The sequence below is a fragment of the Enterobacter sp. GER_MD16_1505_Eko_090 genome (genome assembly GCF_003331015.1).
GTDB lineage: Bacteria > Pseudomonadota > Gammaproteobacteria > Enterobacterales > Enterobacteriaceae > Enterobacter > Enterobacter roggenkampii.
Genome location: NZ_PUQF01000002.1, coordinates 51,578 through 69,793 on the forward strand (window position 1 = coordinate 51,578; position 18,216 = coordinate 69,793).

The 18,216-nt window shown below is 56.5% G+C and carries 16 protein-coding genes; 9 read left to right on the forward strand and 7 right to left on the reverse strand.

Translation table 11 applies throughout. The features are described 5' to 3' along the window. Positions 1-9 precede the first annotated feature (9 nt). From fhuA to hrpB, 3 genes are all read right to left on the reverse strand, one after another. A complete protein-coding gene (gene fhuA / locus C6A40_RS02670; protein ID WP_021240495.1) occupies positions 10-2,220 on the reverse strand; it encodes a ferrichrome porin FhuA in 2,211 nt (736 codons plus the stop codon). A 231-nt stretch (positions 2,221-2,451) separates the two neighbouring features. Then, the gene (mrcB, locus tag C6A40_RS02680; protein WP_008501930.1) at positions 2,452-4,977 is read right to left on the reverse strand and encodes a bifunctional glycosyl transferase/transpeptidase; all 2,526 of its coding nucleotides are present in this window, start codon (positions 4,975-4,977) and stop codon (positions 2,452-2,454) included. A gap of 142 nt (positions 4,978-5,119) precedes the next feature. Next, positions 5,120-7,549 carry an ATP-dependent helicase HrpB gene (hrpB, locus tag C6A40_RS02685; protein WP_045335703.1) on the reverse strand — a complete coding sequence of 810 codons (2,430 nt, stop codon included), beginning with the start codon at positions 7,547-7,549 and terminating at the stop codon, positions 5,120-5,122. A 73-nt stretch (positions 7,550-7,622) separates the two neighbouring features. On the opposite strand from hrpB, the gene thpR reads away from it, so the two are divergent. The 9 genes from thpR (at position 7,623) to panD (ending at position 14,562) form a co-directional block, all read left to right on the forward strand. Beyond that, complete coding sequence (gene thpR, locus C6A40_RS02690) at positions 7,623-8,177, forward strand: RNA 2',3'-cyclic phosphodiesterase (protein ID WP_045335701.1); 555 nt, start codon at positions 7,623-7,625, stop codon at positions 8,175-8,177. Next, positions 8,167-8,871: a DNA/RNA nuclease SfsA gene (gene sfsA / locus C6A40_RS02695; RefSeq protein WP_021240498.1), complete on the forward strand. Its 705-nt coding sequence runs from the start codon at positions 8,167-8,169 to the stop codon at positions 8,869-8,871. Before thpR ends, sfsA begins: the two co-directional genes overlap by 11 nt. A 176-nt stretch (positions 8,872-9,047) precedes the next feature. Beyond that, a complete protein-coding gene (gene dksA, locus C6A40_RS02700; RefSeq protein WP_001155232.1) occupies positions 9,048-9,503 on the forward strand; it encodes an RNA polymerase-binding protein DksA in 456 nt (151 codons plus the stop codon). Positions 9,504-9,562: 59 nt separating this feature from the next. Continuing rightward, the gene (gene gluQRS, locus C6A40_RS02705; protein ID WP_114191230.1) at positions 9,563-10,453 is read left to right on the forward strand and encodes a tRNA glutamyl-Q(34) synthetase GluQRS; all 891 of its coding nucleotides are present in this window, start codon (positions 9,563-9,565) and stop codon (positions 10,451-10,453) included. 42 nt (positions 10,454-10,495) lie between these two features. Next, complete coding sequence (gene pcnB / locus C6A40_RS02710; RefSeq protein WP_204690079.1) at positions 10,496-11,893, forward strand: polynucleotide adenylyltransferase PcnB; 1,398 nt, start codon at positions 10,496-10,498, stop codon at positions 11,891-11,893. Beyond that, positions 11,890-12,369 carry a 2-amino-4-hydroxy-6-hydroxymethyldihydropteridine diphosphokinase gene (folK, locus tag C6A40_RS02715; RefSeq protein ID WP_021240500.1) on the forward strand — a complete coding sequence of 160 codons (480 nt, stop codon included), beginning with the start codon at positions 11,890-11,892 and terminating at the stop codon, positions 12,367-12,369. Before pcnB ends, folK begins: the two co-directional genes overlap by 4 nt. 123 nt (positions 12,370-12,492) lie before the next feature. Then, the gene (gene panB, locus C6A40_RS02720) at positions 12,493-13,284 is read left to right on the forward strand and encodes a 3-methyl-2-oxobutanoate hydroxymethyltransferase (protein ID WP_045335696.1); all 792 of its coding nucleotides are present in this window, start codon (positions 12,493-12,495) and stop codon (positions 13,282-13,284) included. 11 nt (positions 13,285-13,295) lie between these two features. Next, positions 13,296-14,147, forward strand: a complete 852-nt coding sequence (gene panC, locus C6A40_RS02725) for a pantoate--beta-alanine ligase (RefSeq protein ID WP_008501942.1) — start codon at positions 13,296-13,298, stop codon at positions 14,145-14,147. 34 nt (positions 14,148-14,181) lie between these two features. After that, a complete protein-coding gene (panD, locus tag C6A40_RS02730) occupies positions 14,182-14,562 on the forward strand; it encodes an aspartate 1-decarboxylase (RefSeq protein WP_003856284.1) in 381 nt (126 codons plus the stop codon). Between the two features lie 3 nt (positions 14,563-14,565). On the opposite strand, the gene C6A40_RS02735 is transcribed toward panD, so the two are convergent. From C6A40_RS02735 to C6A40_RS02750, 4 genes are all read right to left on the reverse strand, one after another. Continuing rightward, entirely contained in the window at positions 14,566-15,813 is a 1,248-nt protein-coding gene (locus tag C6A40_RS02735; RefSeq protein ID WP_008501943.1) for a polysaccharide deacetylase family protein, read from the reverse strand. A gap of 64 nt (positions 15,814-15,877) precedes the next feature. Beyond that, positions 15,878-16,318, reverse strand: coding sequence for a PTS sugar transporter subunit IIA (locus C6A40_RS02740; RefSeq protein WP_008501944.1), 441 nt, complete (start codon positions 16,316-16,318; stop codon positions 15,878-15,880). Positions 16,319-16,422: 104 nt separating this feature from the next. Beyond that, the gene (locus tag C6A40_RS02745; RefSeq protein WP_008501945.1) at positions 16,423-17,193 is read right to left on the reverse strand and encodes an ABC transporter permease; all 771 of its coding nucleotides are present in this window, start codon (positions 17,191-17,193) and stop codon (positions 16,423-16,425) included. After that, positions 17,190-18,116 carry an ABC transporter ATP-binding protein gene (locus C6A40_RS02750; RefSeq protein ID WP_008501946.1) on the reverse strand — a complete coding sequence of 309 codons (927 nt, stop codon included), beginning with the start codon at positions 18,114-18,116 and terminating at the stop codon, positions 17,190-17,192. The genes C6A40_RS02745 and C6A40_RS02750 overlap by 4 nt, the downstream gene beginning before the upstream one ends. Positions 18,117-18,216 lie beyond the last annotated feature (100 nt).

Genomic DNA, 18,216 nt, shown 5'->3' on the forward strand with positions numbered 1-18,216 from the left:
GAAGAGAGATTAGAAGCGGAAGGTCGCGGTAGCAACAACCTGACGTCCTGCTCCCCAGTAGCAGGCATATTCGCTGTAGCAGCTGGAGACGTATTCGCGATCGAAGATGTTGTTCACGTTGACGCCGACAGAAGAGCCGGGAAGTCCAAAGCGTGCCAGATCGTATTTCACGGTGGCATCCGCCAGGGCATAGCCCGCGACGTTGAATGACTGGTAGGCTTTTGGCGACGAGGCAGAGTAATAGGACACGGTGTTACCAATGTAACGGGTGCCAGCCCCTACCGTCAGACCGCTCAACGCCGTCTCGTGGAAGGTATAATCTGCCCACAGAGACGCCATATTGCGCGGCACTTCCGCCGGACGACGGCCTTCATACCAGGTATCGTGTGTGTATTTCGCATCAGTAAAGCTATAGGAAGCCGTCACGTTCACGTTGGCAGAGACGGCAGCTTTCGCTTCCAGTTCGAAACCGCGAGAGCGAATTTCACCGCCCTGCACGCTAAAGCCGCTGGTCGGGTTCGCCGGATCGGCCGTCAGGTTGTTGTTTTTGGTTAACTGATAAACAGCAGCCGTGACCACAACAGGCAGGTCTTTCGGTACGTACTTCACGCCCGCTTCATACTGCTTGCCGCGTGCAGGATCGAACGGTTTGCCGCCCTGAGTGGTACCTGAAATCGGTTCGAACGATTCGCTATAGCTGAAATAAGGCGTGATGCCGTTGTCGAACAGGTAGTTAATCCCGCCGCGCCACGTGAATGCCTGATCGTTGATTTCCGCGGTAGTACCGGTTGTACGCGTCAGTGCTGAGGTTTTCGCAAAGTCATAGCGGCCACCCATTGTGAGTACCCACTTATCCCATTCAGCCTGATCCTGCGCATAAAGGCCGGTTTGTTCCTGACGGTTGAGCACTTTGTAAAGGTAGTAAACGTCGACATTTGGATTGCCGTACGCAGGCTTCGTCATACTGATGGGATCGGCCGTGCCGTAGTCAGCATCAATATCATTACGCATGCGGAGGTAATCAACGCCCGTCAACAGGGTATGATCCACTGCACCCGTCGCGAATTTGGACTGAAGCTGAGTATCAACGGTAAACGAGTTGAGGTCCTCATCGGAGCGCACATACGCGCGGCTGATCTGAGCCGGTGCAATATAGCCGTTACCGTAGACGGAACGGTAAAGCGTATTGATTTTGGTGTAACGCAGGTTTTGACGCACGGTAAAGGTGTCATCAAACTGATGCGAGAAGCTGTAACCCACCATTTTCTGACGACGGGAGATCTTGTTATCTTCTTCACCTTCGTTGAAATCGGTCGGCAGCTTGTGTGCTTTGCCGTTGGCATCGTAGTAAGGCACAACGGTACCTTCCCGCGGCAGCCAGCCGTAATAGCCTGCATCCGGATCGCTCTGGAAGTTGCTCAGGAAAGTAAAATCGGTTTTATCGTCAGGACGCCAGCTGAAAGCAGGTGCAATGGCGTAGCGGGAAGATTTCACCATCTCCTGCTGCGCATTTTCGCTGCGCCCCAGACCGGTCAGACGGTATGACCACACGCCGTCATCATCAATCGCATCGCTGAAATCAAACCCGGTCTGCCACAGGTTATCGGTACCCATTTTGAACTGAATTTCTTTCAGTGGCTCGGTGGTTGGGCGCTTGCTGACCATGCTGACCACGCCGCCCGGGTGGCTTTTACCGTACAGAACGGACGTTGGGCCACGCAGCAGCTCGACGCGCTCAAGGAAATACGGATCCATGGACGCTTCAGAATAGTTATCTCCCTGCAGCTTCATCCCGTCCAGATACTGGTTAGTATTCACGGTACTGGAAGTGGTGAACCCACGAATAGAAACAACATCATACGTTGTAGACGCCCCGCGTGTTGCGAACACGCTCGGCGTATAGGCCAGCGCCTGTTTAACCGTCCCCGGCTGCTTCATGTCCATCTCTTCACGGGTGACGACAGAAATAGACTGCGGGGTTTTCTCAATCGGGGTATCGGTCTTGGTCGCGGTGGCGGTGCGTTTAGCCGCAATCGTGGGTGCCGGTCCCCAGGCACTTTCCTGTGCCGCAGGTGCTGCGGTTACCGTAATGGTTTCTTCTTTTTTCGGGGTTTCGGCAGCATGTGTATAAGCCGACATGCCGGCAACCGCTGTGGCGACGACGACCGCGATTTTACGCAGCGACGTATTGATTGGCTGAGCAGTATTGGAAAGCGCCATGGTGTATCTCTGATGGAAAAGTGAATGATAACGTAAACGAGAATTATTATTATGACCGCAGCATAATAGGCGAAACGCTGACTGCATAGCAAGCAGTAAGCGGCCCTACGAGAATTAAGGGTTTAAGAAATAACCAGGAGAGAACGAAGGGTTAATCAATATTAAAAAGAGGGTTAAAAAAAGGGGGGGAATGGGTAAAAAAATCCCCCCTTGCGGGGGGACCTTACGCGGTTAGTTACCGCCGAACATATCTTTAATCCAGCCTGCGACACCATCGCTGTCTTTCTTCTCGTTCTGCTGCTGCGGCTGTTGCTGCTGCGGCTGCTGTGGCTGAGAAGACTGCTCAAACGGGTTACCCGTTGGCTGTTCTGGCTGGCTTTGCTGGCACAGGGAATCCGGGTTGGTTGTCCAGACCGGCAGAGTACGCATTCCGCCGCCGCAGACGAAGTTACCGGAGCTGTCCACGCCCATATCGACGATATCTTCCGGCGCAACCAGGTTCAGCGGCACCGGGGACTGATTCGCCAGATAGCGCTGGTAAATCGACATCGCCCCGCTAGCGCCGTACAGTTTCGTCGGCTGGTTGTTGTCGCGGCCTACCCAGGTGATCACCACTTCACGACCATCAATACCGGCAAACCAGGTGTCAACGTTGTTGTTGGTGGTCCCGGTTTTACCCGCCAGATGCAGGCCCGGATACTTCGCTCCCAGCTGACGGCCGGTACCGCGCTGCACCACCTGCTGCATCGTCCACAGCGTCATATAGGCTGCCTGCGCAGGAACGGCACGTTCCGCCTGCGGGAAGCTCTGATACAGCACGGAGCCATCTTCAGCAATCACCGAACGCAGGGCGGAGAGCGGCGCGCGGTTACCGCCGCTGGCGATCGTCTGGAACGCCTGCGCCACTTCGATCGGCGTCAGGTTGAGCGCCCCCAGGATCATCGCCGGGACCGGGTGCAGCTGATCTTTCGCCACGCCCAGCTTCTGCCAGGTATCGACAATCGCTGGCAGACCCAGCGACATGCCCAGGTTCACCGTCGGCACGTTCATGGAGCGCGTCAACGCATCCACCAGCATCACCTGACCGCTAAACTGCTTGTCGTCGTTCTGCGGTGACCACACCTGGCCGTTAGGCTGGCGCAGGGAGATCGGCGCATCCGCAATCCAGGTATTCAGACGATACTGGTTTGGCTGACTCAGGGCAGTGAGATAGGTCGCCGGTTTTGCCAGAGAGCCGATCGAGCGACGCGCCTGCATGGCACGGTTATAGCCAGCAAACTGCGGCTCGGCACCGCCCACCATCGCACGAACTTCGCCGGAGTTACGGTCAACCACCACCATCGCGGTTTCAAGATCGGAGAGCTTACGCTGTTTCTTCAGCGCCGGAATGCCTTCCACCGCCGCTTTTTCTGCCGCATCCTGCGCCACGGAGTCAAAGGTCGTAAAGATCTTCACGCCGGAGAGATCTTTCACTTTATCACCCAGCTTGCTCTGCAGCTCCTGACGCACCAGCTGCATAAACGCAGGCTGAGGCGAGATCACCCCACCGCGCGGCTGCACGCCAAGCGGACGTGCGCTCAGCATGTCGTACAGCTCCTGGTCAATCACCTGCTGTTGTTGCAGCAGACGCAGCACCAGGTTACGACGCTCCAGGGCCAGTTTCGGGTTACGCCACGGGTTATAAATGGACGCCCCTTTCACCATGCCCACCAGCAGCGCCTGTTGATCCAGGCTCAGCTCTTCCACCGGACGACCAAAGTAGTACAGACTCGCCAGCGGGAAGCCGCGGATTTCGTTATCGCCGCTCTGACCGAGATACACCTCGTTCATATACAGCTCAAGGATACGATCCTTGCTGTAGCGCGCATCCATCAGCACGGCCATATACGCTTCGTTCGCTTTACGCCAGTAAGAGCGCTCGCTGGAGAGGAACAGGTTCTTCACCAGCTGCTGGGTCAGCGTACTTGCCCCCTGCACGGTACGGCCCGCGGTCAGGTTAGCCAGGACCGCACGGCCAATCGAGTAGAGGCTGATGCCGTCATGCTCGTAGAAGTGGCGGTCTTCGGTTGCCAGCAGGGTATCAACCAGCAGATCCGGGAAGCCGTTACGCGCCACGAACAGACGCTGTTCGCCGTTCGCCGACGAGAGCATGGTGATCAGGCGGGGATCGAGACGGAAGAAACCGAACTGACGGTTGTTATCCATGTTCTCGATGGTATCCAGACGATCGCCGTCAAAGGTCAGACGCGCGCGCACCTGCCCCTCTTTGCTGTCCGGGAAATCAAACGGACGGCGGATCATCTCAATGCTGTTGGCCTGCACGGTAAATTCGCCAGGGCGCGTCATTTTTGACACCTGACGATACTGGGTGGCTTCCAGCAGTTTTACCATTTCGTTTTTCGTGATGGACATATCTGGCTCAAGGTTCACCATACGGCCATACACGGCCGCAGGTAACTGCCAGACTTTACCGTCGATACGGCTGCGGATCTTCTGATCCAGATAGACGCCGTAAATTGCCATCAGCACAACAAAAACAATAAAGAGCTTCAGCAGCAGCCAGAACCAGCCGCGTTTGCCCCGAGGCTTGCGCCCTTTGCCTTTCCCTTTACGCGGCATCGGTTCTTCATCCTCATCATCGTCTTCATAGTCATCGTCATAGTCCTCATCTCTGAGGCGACGACGGCTTACCTTTTCTTTCGCCGGACGCGTTGGTCTTCCCTTACGTCCTATTGGCTCGCGGTCATTCCCCGCCATGCTTTTTCTCCGCAACTTTCAGGCGCAAAGGCCCGATTCTCTTTTCTTCCACCGGTCTGTGAAAGAAGAAATCTCTCAAAATTAGTTCTCCCTCTCCCTGTGGGAGAGGGCCGGGGTGAGGACATCAGGCCGCACATCCCTATCAGGAATACTTCTTCGTCCGCTTCGTCGGCGCCGTATTCGCCGGATCGTCCGGCCAGACGTGTTTGGGGTACCGCCCTTTCATCTCTTTTTGCACGTCACGGTAGCTCCCCGCCCAGAACGCCCCCAAATCGCGAGTGATCTGCAAGGGTCGATGCGCAGGCGACAGCAGTTCAAGCACCAACGGCACGCGCCCTTCAGCGATAGACGGCGTGGTTGCCTCACCAAACATCTCCTGCATTCGAACCGCCAGCGCCGGCGGATTATCCTCATGATAACGGATGGCAATCCGGCTTCCGGTCGGCACAGTGTAATGCCCTGGCAGTTCACTATCCAGACGTTGACGCAATGACCAGTCCAGTAAATTCTGTAACGCGACCTTAACATCAAGCGCTTTCAGCGCCCGCAGGGAGTGTACGCCGCTCATCTGCGGCAGTAGCCAGGTCTCCAGCGACGCGAGTAACGTTTCGTCATCCACCGCTGGCCAGGCGTACTCCGGCAACCAGCGAGCGGCGCAGTGCAGGCGAATGCGGTACTGCTCAGCCTCCGGTGTCCAGTTCAGCACGCTCAGCCCTTTTTCCCAAATGCCGTTCAGCATAGCCTGATGGAGCTCGTCTTCCGACGGCTTCGCCAGCGGCTTCGTTCCGAGTGTCAGTTTGCCAATCTGGCTGCGACGAAACGCCTTCAGCGTGCCCTGGGCGTCATCCCACTCGACGATGTCCGATTGCTGGAGCAGATGCGGACAGGTACGGGTCAGGGCGTCAATATCGACGGCAATCGCCTGCAGGATACGCGCATCCGGGGAGTTGCTCCCCTGCAGCAGGAGCGGCGCAATCAGCCACTCATGACGCGTCAGGGCATCATCGCTGTCCAGCATCGCCCCCATACCGTTTGCCAGCTGGTAGCGACCGTCCAGCCCGCGCCGACGCGCAATCCGGTCCGGAAACGCCTGCGCTAACAGCCGGGAGAGGCTCTCACTGTCTGGCACGCCGCCGCGGCTGTTAAGCCGCTTACAGAGCTGCTGGGCCCGCTGCTGCCAGTTCCCCTGATTGCGCGAAAACGCCTGCCCCAGATCGCTGCTGCCTCCGCGCGGCGGCTCCTCAAGGATAGCCGCCAGTTTGGCCGCCGTGGCAATCTCATCCTCCCCCTGCGCGGCCACCAGCATCGCGGCCAGACGCGGATCGTTGCCCAGTGCCGCCATTTTCTGGCCGCGTACCGTCAGACGTTCGCCTTCCAGCGCACCAAGCTGGGTCAACAGGTTGCGCGCAGCGGTGAGGTTCACGGCTGGCGGGGAATCAAGCCAGGTAAGCTGTCCAGGATCCGGGCAGCCCCACTGCAGCAGATCCATCACCAGGCCAGACAAATCGCTTTGTAAAATTTCCGGTGTGCTTTGCTGCGTCGCGCGTTCCGCCTGCTCTGCGCTGGTCAAATGCAGGCAGATACCCGGCTCAAGTCGCCCCGCGCGGCCCGCGCGCTGCACCATTGATGCCTGGCTGATGCGCTGCGTCAGGAGTTTAGTCAACCCGGTGCGCGGGTCAAAGCTTGCCACCCTCTCCTGCGCGCTATCAACCACCAGGCGAATACCTTCGATGGTCAAACTGGTTTCAGCAATATTGGTTGCCAGTACCACCTTGCGCTGTCCAACCGGGGCAGGAAGGATAGCTTTACGCTGCTCCTGCAGCGACAGCGCGCCGTAGAGCGGGCAGAGCAGTACATCACCGCCTACGCGAGAGGAAAGCTGCTCCTGCACGCGCTGGATCTCCCCGACGCCCGGCAAAAACAGCAGCAGCGAGCCGGGTTCCTGACGCAGCAGTTCTGCGGTGGCAATGGCGACCGCTTCGTCAAAACGCTGATGGGAGGGAAGCGGTTGATAGCGGCGTTCAACAGGAAACGCCCGCCCTTCAGAGCTGATGACAGGCGCATCGGGTAGCGCCTGCCGTAGCCGCGCATTGTCCAGCGTGGCCGACATTATCAGCAGCCGGAGATCGTCACGCAGTCCCTGCTGAACGTCCAGCAACAGCGCGAGGGCCAGATCCGCCTGCAGGCTGCGCTCGTGAAATTCATCCAGGATCACCAGCCCGACGCCGGTCAGCTCCGGATCGTTTTGCAGCATGCGGGTGAGAATGCCCTCGGTGACCACCTCAAGGCGCGTGGTCGGACCCACGCAGGTCTCGGCGCGCATCCTGTACCCTACCGTTTCGCCCGGTTTTTCATTCAGCAGTTCCGCGAGGCGCTGCGCTACGTTGCGCGCGGCCAGCCTGCGCGGCTCCAGCAGGATAATTTTCCCGCTGATGTTCCCCTCTTTCAGAATCTGCAGCGGCAGCCAGGTGGACTTACCCGCCCCCGTCGGGGCATTCAGCAAAACCTGCGGGGAATGGCGTAAGGCAGCGAGAAGGTCAGGAAGAACAACGGCGACCGGCAATGAGGACACTAACAGCTCCAGAGGGTTAACATTCGTCGGCGTACATTGTAGCATCGGCGCATATCATTACCGAGTCCTCCGTATGCCTGAGTCGAAACGGCTGTTTTTTGCCATTGAATTGCCCCCCCCCTTACAGCGTCAAATTGTTCGCTGGCGCGCTGACCACTTCTCGCCGGAGGCCGGTCGCCCTGTCGCGGCGGCCAACCTGCACCTGACGCTGGCCTTTTTGGGCGACGTCAGTGCCGAAAAACAGCGGGCGCTAGCCGCCATGGCAGGACGTATTGCCCAGCCGGAATTTACGCTGCACCTCGACGACGCGGGCCAGTGGCTGCGTTCGCGCGTGGTCTGGCTGGGTACGCGACAGCCTCCGCGCGGATTATTACAGCTGGCGAACATGCTGCGCGCGCAGGCGGCGCGCAGCGGCTGTTATCAAAGCCCACAGCCGTTTCATCCGCACATCACCCTGCTGCGCGATGCCGGTCAGGCCGTTGCCATCCCGCCGCCGGGTTTTCACTGGGCCTTTCAGGTCAACACATTCGCGCTTTATGAATCCGTCTTTATTCAGGGACGCACCCGCTATACGCCGCTACAGCGCTGGACGCTGGGCGACACCGAAAGGAATTCTGATGAAGTTTAGTCCTCCCCTGCAGCACGCTACGCTTGTCCAACGCTACAAACGCTTCCTCGCCGATGTGATCACGCCAGAAGGCGAACAGCTCACCCTGCACTGCCCCAATACCGGTGCCATGACGGGCTGTGCGACGCCGGGCGACAGGGTCTGGTATTCCACATCAGAAAATACTAAACGCAAATATGCTCATACCTGGGAAATGACCGAAACCCAAAACGGGGCATTTATTTGCGTTAATACCCTGCGCGCCAATCAGTTAGTTAAGGAAGCGCTGACCCATGGCGTTATTCCCGAACTGGTTGGTTATGGCACGCATAAAAGCGAAGTGAAATATGGCGATGAAGGCAGCAGAATTGACTTCATGTTACAGGCGGAAGACAGGCCGGAGTGCTATATTGAAGTAAAATCAGTGACGTTAGCGGAACAGGAAAATGGCTACTTCCCGGATGCGGTAACGCTACGTGGCCAGAAGCATCTGCGAGAGCTAATGAGTGTTGCGGCGGCGGGCAAACGCGCCGTATTGCTGTTTGCGGTATTGCATTCAGCCATTGAACGTTTCTCCCCTGCCCGCCATATTGATCCTAAATACGCGCAATTGTTGAATGAGGCACAAAAGCAGGGGGTAGAGGTTTTCGCTTATAAAGCGGAACTTTCTGCCGATAATATGACTCTGAGATCCTCTCTTCCCATTGTCTTATAAGGGATTAGACGATTGACTATTAAGTGTTCTGGCCGCGTGCGCAAATACGCTTTTCCTCACAGGCTTGTCAAGTGTTACGTTTAGATAATTGCCATACGGAAAAGCATCTGCTATTTATAGCGACCTGATTTTTCCCCCAACACGGGGATCGATAGTGCGTGTTAAGGAGAAGCAACATGCAAGAAGGGCAAAACCGTAAAACATCGTCCCTGAGTATTCTCGCCATCGCTGGGGTGGAGCCGTATCAAGAGAAACCGGGCGAAGAGTATATGAACGAAGCCCAGCTGTCGCACTTCAAGCGTATTCTTGAAGCATGGCGTAATCAACTCAGGGATGAAGTCGATCGCACCGTTACTCATATGCAGGATGAAGCTGCTAACTTCCCGGATCCGGTAGACCGTGCCGCTCAGGAAGAAGAGTTCAGCCTCGAACTGCGTAACCGTGACCGCGAACGCAAACTGATCAAAAAGATCGAGAAAACGCTGAAAAAAGTCGAAGACGAAGATTTTGGCTACTGCGAATCCTGCGGTGTTGAAATTGGCATTCGTCGCCTGGAAGCGCGTCCAACCGCCGATCTGTGCATCGACTGCAAAACGCTGGCCGAAATCCGCGAAAAACAGATGGCCGGTTAACACCAGCGCTGTTTACACACTCCAAAGGCGGGAGTCTCTCCCGCCTTGTTACTGTTGATATGTCTGAATCACACTATATTGGGCGCTTCGCGCCATCTCCTTCCGGTGAATTACACTTCGGCTCATTAATTGCCGCGCTCGGCAGCTACCTGCAGGCTCGCGCCCGTCAGGGAAAATGGCTCGTCCGCATTGAAGATATTGACCCTCCGCGTGAAGTTCCCGGTGCAGCAGAGACAATTCTGCGTCAGCTGGAACATTACGGTCTTCACTGGGATGACGAGGTTCAGTGGCAGTCGACACGTCACGAGGCGTATCGGGAACGTCTGGCCTGGCTTCGCGCTCAGGGGCTTTCCTATAACTGCACCTGCACCCGCGCGCGTATCCAGAGCGCAGGCGGCGTCTATGACGGCCACTGCCGCACGTTGAACAACGGTCCTGAAAATGCCGCCGTGCGAATACTGCAGCGCTCGCCGGTGACGCACTTTAACGATTTACTCTCCGGTGAGATTCATGCCGATGAACGTCTGGCGCGTGAGGATTTTATTATTCACCGTCGCGATGGCCTGTTCGCCTACAACCTGGCCGTGGTGGTGGACGATCATTTCCAGGGCGTGACGGAAATTGTGCGCGGGGCGGATCTGGTCGAGCCGACCGTACGGCAAATCTCGCTGTATCACCAGTTTGGCTGGACGGCACCGGACTATATTCATCTGCCGCTGGCGGTTAATGCGCAGGGCTTAAAATTATCAAAGCAGAACCACGCCCCGGCCCTGCCAGACGGCGATCCGCGTCCTGTTTTGATCGACGCGCTGCGTTTTCTCAACCAGAATGTAACCAACGAATGGCAGGATCTGCGTATTGACGAACTGCTGAAAATGGCCATCGCCAACTGGACGCTCAGGGCTGTGCCAAAAATCCAGCATTCTCAAATGCGTTGCGCTGAGCTATGATTAGCCGCTTTTTTCATAACAAAACACACTACGAGGTGTACCATTTTTACCCGAGTCGCTAATTTTTGCCGTAAAGTGCTAAGCCGCGAAGAGAGCATGGCGAATGATGCTATTGCACAGCCACACATGTCGGTTATTCCGCGTGAGCAGCACTCTATTTCCCGCAAAGATATCAGTGAAAATGCCCTCAAGGTACTCTATCGTCTGAATAAAGCGGGCTACGAGGCCTATCTCGTCGGCGGTGGGGTGCGTGATTTACTGCTGGGCAAAAAACCGAAAGATTTCGACGTGACGACCAGCGCCACGCCTGAGCAGGTGCGCAAATTATTCCGCAACTGTCGTCTCGTTGGCCGCCGCTTCCGTCTGGCTCACGTGATGTTTGGGCCGGAAATTATCGAAGTGGCGACCTTCCGCGGCCACCACGAAGCGGGCGCATCCGATCGCACCACGTCGCAGCGCGGCCAGAACGGTATGCTGCTGCGCGACAACATCTTCGGCTCTATTGAAGAAGATGCCCAGCGTCGCGACTTCACCATCAACAGCCTCTATTACAGCGTGGCGGATTTCACCGTGCGCGATTACGTCGGCGGCATGCAGGACCTGAAAGAAGGTCTGATCCGCCTGATCGGCACGCGGGAAACGCGCTACCGTGAAGATCCCGTGCGTATGCTGCGCGCCGTGCGTTTCGCCGCCAAGCTCAATATGCGCATCAGCCCGGAAACGGCCGAGCCGATCCCGCGTCTGGCGACGCTGATTAACGACGTGCCGCCTGCTCGCCTGTTCGAAGAGGCGCTGAAGCTGCTGCAGGCCGGCCACGGTTTTGAAACCTATAATCTTCTGCGCGAATACAACCTGTTCCAGCCGCTGTTCCCGACCATTACCCGCTACTTCACCGAAAACGGTGACAGCCCAATGGAGCGGATGATTGCGCAGGTGCTGAAGAATACCGATACCCGCATTCGCAACGACATGCGCGTGAACCCGGCGTTCCTGTTTGCCGCGATGTTCTGGTATCCGCTGCTGGAAACGGCCCAGCGCATTACCCAGGAGAGCGGGCTCGCCTATTACGATGCGTTCGCGCTGGCCGCCAACGACGTGCTGGACGAAGGCTGCCGCACGCTCGCCATTCCGAAACGTATTACCACTCTGGTGCGCGACATCTGGCAGCTTCAGCTGCGCATGTCACGTCGTCAGGGCAAACGCGCCTGGAAGCTGATGGAGCATCCTAAGTTCCGTGCCGCCTTCGATCTCCTGTCGCTGCGCGCTGAAATTGAACGCAACCAGGAGCTGCAGCGTCTGGCGCAGTGGTGGGCTGAATTCCAGGTCTCCGCCCCGCCAGAGCAGAAAGATATGCTGACCGGGCTGGATGAAGAGCCGGAACCGCGTCGCCGTCATCGTCGCCCGCGCAAACGCGCGCCGCGTCGTGAAGGGACAGCATGACCCTCGCGTATATCGCCATCGGCAGCAATTTAGCCTCACCGCTGGAGCAGGTGAATGCTGCCGTAGAGGCGCTGGGTGAGATCCCGCAAAGCCGCATCGTGGCGGTCTCCTCGTTCTATCGCACCCCGCCGCTGGGGCCGCAGGATCAGCCAGACTACCTCAACGCCGCCGTGGTTCTTGAGACTGAGCTGGGTCCCGAAGCGCTGCTGGACAATACCCAGCGTATTGAGCTTCAGCAGGGCCGCGTACGCAAAGCCGAACGCTGGGGGCCGCGCACGCTTGATCTCGATATTATGCTGTTCGGCCATGAGGTGATTAACACTGAACGCCTCACCGTACCGCATTACGACATGAAAAATCGCGGGTTTATGCTCTGGCCGCTGTATGAAGTTGCCCCTTCCCTTACCTTTCCTGACGGGCTCTCGCTAAAGGCCGTTCTCAACAGTCTCGGTGCGGAGAAACCCGCCCGCTGGTAAGGCTGTTTTTTTAGCGATTAACCATAAAATATTTATGGTTAATCGTTTACCTAAAATCATTGTTCCCTCGAATGTTACTGTTAGAATGCGCAAAGATTCGCTTTTGGGCTATCAGGAAACAGTATGAAACCAACCACCATCTCCTTACTGCAGAAATGCAAACAGGAAAATAAACGCTTCGCCACCATCACCGCGTATGACTACAGCTTCGCCAAACTGTTTGCCGAAGAGGGGATCAACGTCATGCTGGTCGGGGACTCGTTAGGGATGACGGTACAAGGACATGATTCCACCCTGCCGGTAACGGTTGAGGATATCGCTTACCATACCCGCGCCGTGCGCCGTGGCGCCCCAGCCTGCCTGCTGCTTTCCGATCTGCCGTTTATGGCCTATGCCACGCCGGAACAGGCATTCGAAAACGCGGCGGCAGTGATGCGTGCCGGTGCCAATATGGTCAAAATTGAAGGCGGCGCCTGGCTTGTGGATACGGTGAAGATGCTCACCGAGCGCGCCGTGCCGGTGTGCGGGCATTTAGGCCTGACGCCGCAGTCCGTCAATATCTTTGGCGGCTATAAGGTGCAGGGCCGTGGCGATGCAGCCCAGACGCTGCTGGATGATGCCCTGGCGCTGGAAGCCGCAGGTGCCCAGCTGCTGGTGCTGGAGTGCGTGCCGGTTGAGCTGGCGAAACGCATCACCGACGCGCTGTCCATTCCGGTGATTGGTATCGGTGCAGGCAACGTCACCGACGGTCAGATTCTGGTGATGCACGACGCCTTCGGTATCACCGGCGGACACATCCCGAAATTTGCCAAAAATTTCCTCGCCGAAGCGGGCGACATGCGCGCTGCGGTCAGGCAGTATATTGCCGACGTTGAATCCGGTGTTTACCCGGGTGAAGAACACAGTTTCCATTAAGGAGTCTCGTTGTGCTAATCATTGAAACCCTGCCGCTGCTTCGCCAGCATATCCGCCGCGCGCGACAGGAAGGTAAACGTATCGCACTGGTCCCGACCATGGGCAATCTGCATGACGGCCACATGAAGCTCGTCGACGAAGCCCGTGCGCGAGCAGATATCGTGGTGGTCAGTATCTTCGTGAACCCCATGCAGTTTGACCGTGCCGACGATCTGGCACGCTACCCGCGTACCCTGCAGGAAGATTGCGAGAAGCTCAAAAAACGCCATGCGGATATCGTTTTCTCACCTGCACCGGCGGATGTTTACCCGCAGGGTACCGAAGAGGCAACCTACGTTGACGTCCCGGGCATTTCCACCATGCTCGAAGGCGCGAGCCGCCCGGGCCATTTCCGCGGCGTTTCCACCATCGTCAGCAAGCTGTTCAACCTGGTACAGCCGGACGTAGCCTGCTTTGGCGAGAAAGATTTCCAGCAGCTGGCGCTGATCCGCAAGATGGTTGCGGATATGGGTTACGATATCGAGATTGTCGGCGTACCGATTGTACGCGCCAAAGACGGTCTGGCACTCAGCTCGCGAAATGGCTACCTGACTGCCGAACAGCGTAAAATCGCGCCGGGCTTAAGCAAGGTCATGAACACCATGGCAGAGCAGATGCTGGCAAAAGAGTTAACAGCAGAAGAGATTATCGCCCTTGCCGAGCAGGCGCTTAACGATAAAGGCCTTCGTGCTGACGACGTACAAATTCGTGATGCTGATACGCTGCTGGAATTAACCCAGAACAGCAAGCGCGCAGTCATCCTGGTGGCGGCCTGGCTAGGTCAGGCGCGTCTGATCGACAATAAAGTGGTTGAGCTGGCGTAGTTCCCTTCCCCCCTGATAATGATAGGTAAACGTAATGATTCGCAAAATGCTGCAAGGTAAGCTTCACCGTGTGAAAGTCACACAGGCCGACCTGCACTATGAAGGCTCCTGCGCCATTGACCAGGATTTCCTTGATGCAGCAGGTATCCTCGAAAACGAAGCGATTGATATCTGGAACGTGAACAACGGCAAACGCTTCTCTACCTACGCGATTGCCGCCGAGCGCGGGTCCAAAATCATCTCCGTTAACGGCGCAGCCGCGCACTGCGCGGACGTGGGTGATATCGTGATCATCGCCAGCTTCGTGATGATGTCTGACGAAGAAGCCCGCCGCTGGCAGCCTAAAGTGGCCTACTTCGAAGGCGACAATGAAATGAAGCGCACCGCAAAGGCGATTCCGGTTCAGGTTGCATAAGCACTACCCCTGCGGCTGATTGCTGATCAGCCGCGACATCGTCTCCAGCGAATCCGTTCTTAAGATGTACAGGCGTTTCAGTAAGAACGGATTATCCCCCGGCTTCACCTTTCCTTTCACCGTCGTCACCGCCAGATGGAAACCGGCATCATTCGCCGCCTTTATCGCTTTATTGTCGTAGCCGCCGAAGGGGTAAGAGACATACAGCACGCGCGGGTTAAACTGCGCCAGCGCGCGACGCGAGCGTTCAAAATCAAACAAAATCACGTGATAGCTGCGGCTCAGTAAAATCGGATGCTTATTGGCATCCACGCGGTGCAGGAAGTGGGTATGAGACTGAATATCGAACACATCCTGAATCCCCTTAATCTCCTGCACGCTCATAAACTGCAGCGATTTAGGGTCCCACTTCTGCGGATGGCCTTTTATGCGGGAAGAGATAATAAACGCGGTAGCCTTGAAGCCGTACTCTTTCAGCACAGGATAAGCATAGCGGCTGACAGATTTCAGGCCATCGTCAAAGGTTATCACCACCGATTTCGCAGGCAGGTTCATTTTGTTACGCACGTACCCTTCCAGCTGGTACATCGTCAGGGTGGTATAGCCCTGATCGCGAAGCCATGCCATCTGGTTATTAAACGCACGTACGCTGGTCGTTGTGGACGTATGTCGAAAGCGCGTGTTTTCTTCATCGCGCAAAATATGATGGTAGGTCAGAACAGGAAGGCCGTTATCTTCCTGCGCATCCAGGCTGCTGATCCACGCCAGACGATTACCGATGCGGATCTGAAACCAGGTCTGGTTTAAACGGTCTTTAAGTTTGTTCAGGATCGGATAGCGAAGATTGGCGCTTAAGGTGCCGAAGGGTGCGCTGCCGTTGTTCGGGGCGTTATAAACGGGCGTGTCTTTCCACGTTATCAGGTTTTGATTGCTCAGCGGTTTGTTCAAATCCCCCAGGCCATCCTCGACGCGCTGTTTGCCCTGAACCGGCTCCAGATGCCCCTTGTCGATAAAGCCCGTGCCAAATCCGAAGCGAAATTCATAGTAGTCCGCCGCCGCAGGCACCACCGCGAGGATCTGCCCTGCCCGCACGTTGCCAACGTTAATGACGCTGTTGCCGATCTGCGCCCAAATCGCCGCATCTTCGGTGGTTTGCATATATTGAGCAGGCAGTCTTTGCTGACTTAATAAACTGGCAGAAACAGTGCCGGACACGAACATCAATAGCAGGAAAACAATACGCGTGAACATGAGGGTCTTATTCGAAGCGGAAATACTTACGCCATTGTAGCAAAAGCGACATCAATACCAATGTTTAATTCTTATACAGGTCATGCAGCAGGACAAAGGGAGGATTTTTTTGCTGTTGATGCCACAAGCTGCTGACGCCCGGGGTACCCAGCGAAACGATAGCGTTACGGAACGCTGCGCTGGTTAAGGTCTCGCGATGGGGATACATCATTTCAAGCAGTGGAAAGCTAATACCGGAGATCACCTCGCAGCAGTCGTGCTTATGGCTCATCAGGGCCGCAGCACGGTACGGCGCCGCGCCGGATTTATCGGTAAGGAAAATCACGCCGTCTCCGGTGTCGGTTTCATGAAGGGCATCGCACATCATCCGGCCAAGCATGTTGGTACTCAAGCCGCGCCAGTAGTTAACCGCGCGACACTGTGGCAGCGGACCAAACCTGGCTTCCAGCTTCAGCAGCATGTCCTGCGCCCGTTCATCGTGGCAGGTGATAACCCATCCCAGCATAACTCTCTCCTTAGCAGGCAAGTAGTTTAGCGGAGTGAAGGTTAGCTTTCGGTGATAACTGTCAAAGAAAGTGCCCGGCAGACAGAATGTCGCCGGGCTGAGGGCTAGCTGCGCAGACCGCGTCCACGCTGGATCAGATACCAGCACAGCAGGTAGAAGACGATGATGAACACCACCAGCACCGCCACCGTGGTAAACAGCGGCACATCGGTGATGCCGAGGAAGCCAAAGCGGAAACCGCTGATCATGTAGACGATCGGGTTCAGGTGCGACAGCGCCTGCCAGAACGGCGGCAGCAGCGTCAGGGAGTAGAACACCCCGCCGAGATAGGTCAGCGGCGTCAGCACGAAGGTCGGGATCAGGCTGATGTCGTCAAACGTTTTGGCAAACACGGCGTTCAGCAGACCGGCCAGCGAGAAGAGGATCGCCGTCAGGAGCAGGGTCAGGGCCACGAAAAGCCAGGAGTGCACCTGGAACGGCACGAAGAACAGCGAGATGGCCGTCACCAGGATCCCAACACACAGACCGCGCGCCACGCCGCCACCGACGTAACCGGCAATGATCACATGCGTTGGCACCGGTGCCACCAGTAGTTCCTCGATATTGCGCTGGAACTTGGCGCTGAAAAAGGACGACGCCACGTTGGCATAGGCGTTGGTGATCACCGCCATCATGATCAGGCCAGGCACGATAAACTGCATATAGGTAAAGCCGTGCATCTCACCAATCCGGGAACCAATCAGGTTACCGAAGATGATGAAATAGAGCGTCATCGTGATGACTGGCGGCACCAGGGTTTGCACCCAGATGCGCATAAAACGGTTAATCTCTTTCGCCCAGATACTTTTCAGCGCGACCCAGTAAAGATGCGTCATGCCTTGTCTCCTTGTTTATCCTGCACCAGAGAGACAAACAGCTCTTCCAGTCGGTTCGCTTTGTTACGCATACTTAAAACCTGAATACCCTGCGCGCTCAGCTGGGAGAACACGCTGTTAATCCCCTGCTCGCGCAGCACTTCCACTTCCAGCGTCGAGGTATCCACCAGACGATACTGGTACCCTTCAAGCTTCGGTAGCGGGCTCTTTGCCGCCAGATCGAGAATAAAGGTTTCTGATTTCAGCTTGGAGAGCAGGTTCTTCATCGAGGTGTTTTCCACCAGCTCGCCGTGCTGAATGATGCCGATGTTGCGGCACAGCATTTCCGCCTCTTCCAGGTAGTGGGTAGTCAGAATGATGGTGGTGCCTTTGTCATTGAGGTCTTTCAGGAAGCCCCACATGGAGCGGCGCAGCTCAATGTCTACGCCCGCCGTCGGCTCATCGAGGATCAGCAGCTTTGGCTCGTGCATCAGCGCACGGGCAATCATCAGGCGGCGCTTCATCCCGCCGGATAACATCCGGGCGCGTTCGTTACGCTTTTCCCACAGATCGAGCTGCTTGAGGTATTTTTCGCTCCGCTCCAGGGCCTCTTTACGCTCAACGCCGTAATAACCCGCCTGGTTAACGACGATCTGCTGCACCGTCTCAAACGGGTTGAAGTTGAATTCCTGCGGTACCAGACCCAGCTGGCGCTTGGCGTTGACCACATCTTTTTGCAGGTCGTATCCGAACACGCTGACGCGGCCGGAGGTTTTGTTCACCAGCGAGCTAATGATGCCGATGGTAGTCGATTTCCCCGCCCCGTTCGGCCCCAGAAGCGCGTAAAAATCACCGGCCTCTACTTTAAGATCTATTCCGCGCAGCGCCTGAACGCCGCCCGGATAGGTTTTTTTAAGCTGCTCAAGCTCCAGTGCAATTGCCATGAAATTAACTTACCTTCAGTTCTGACACACGTTGTGTGGTTTCATTAAAAGTCGGGTTACCCTATAGTAGCGCAACGCAATTACTCGGTTACAGGTCGCT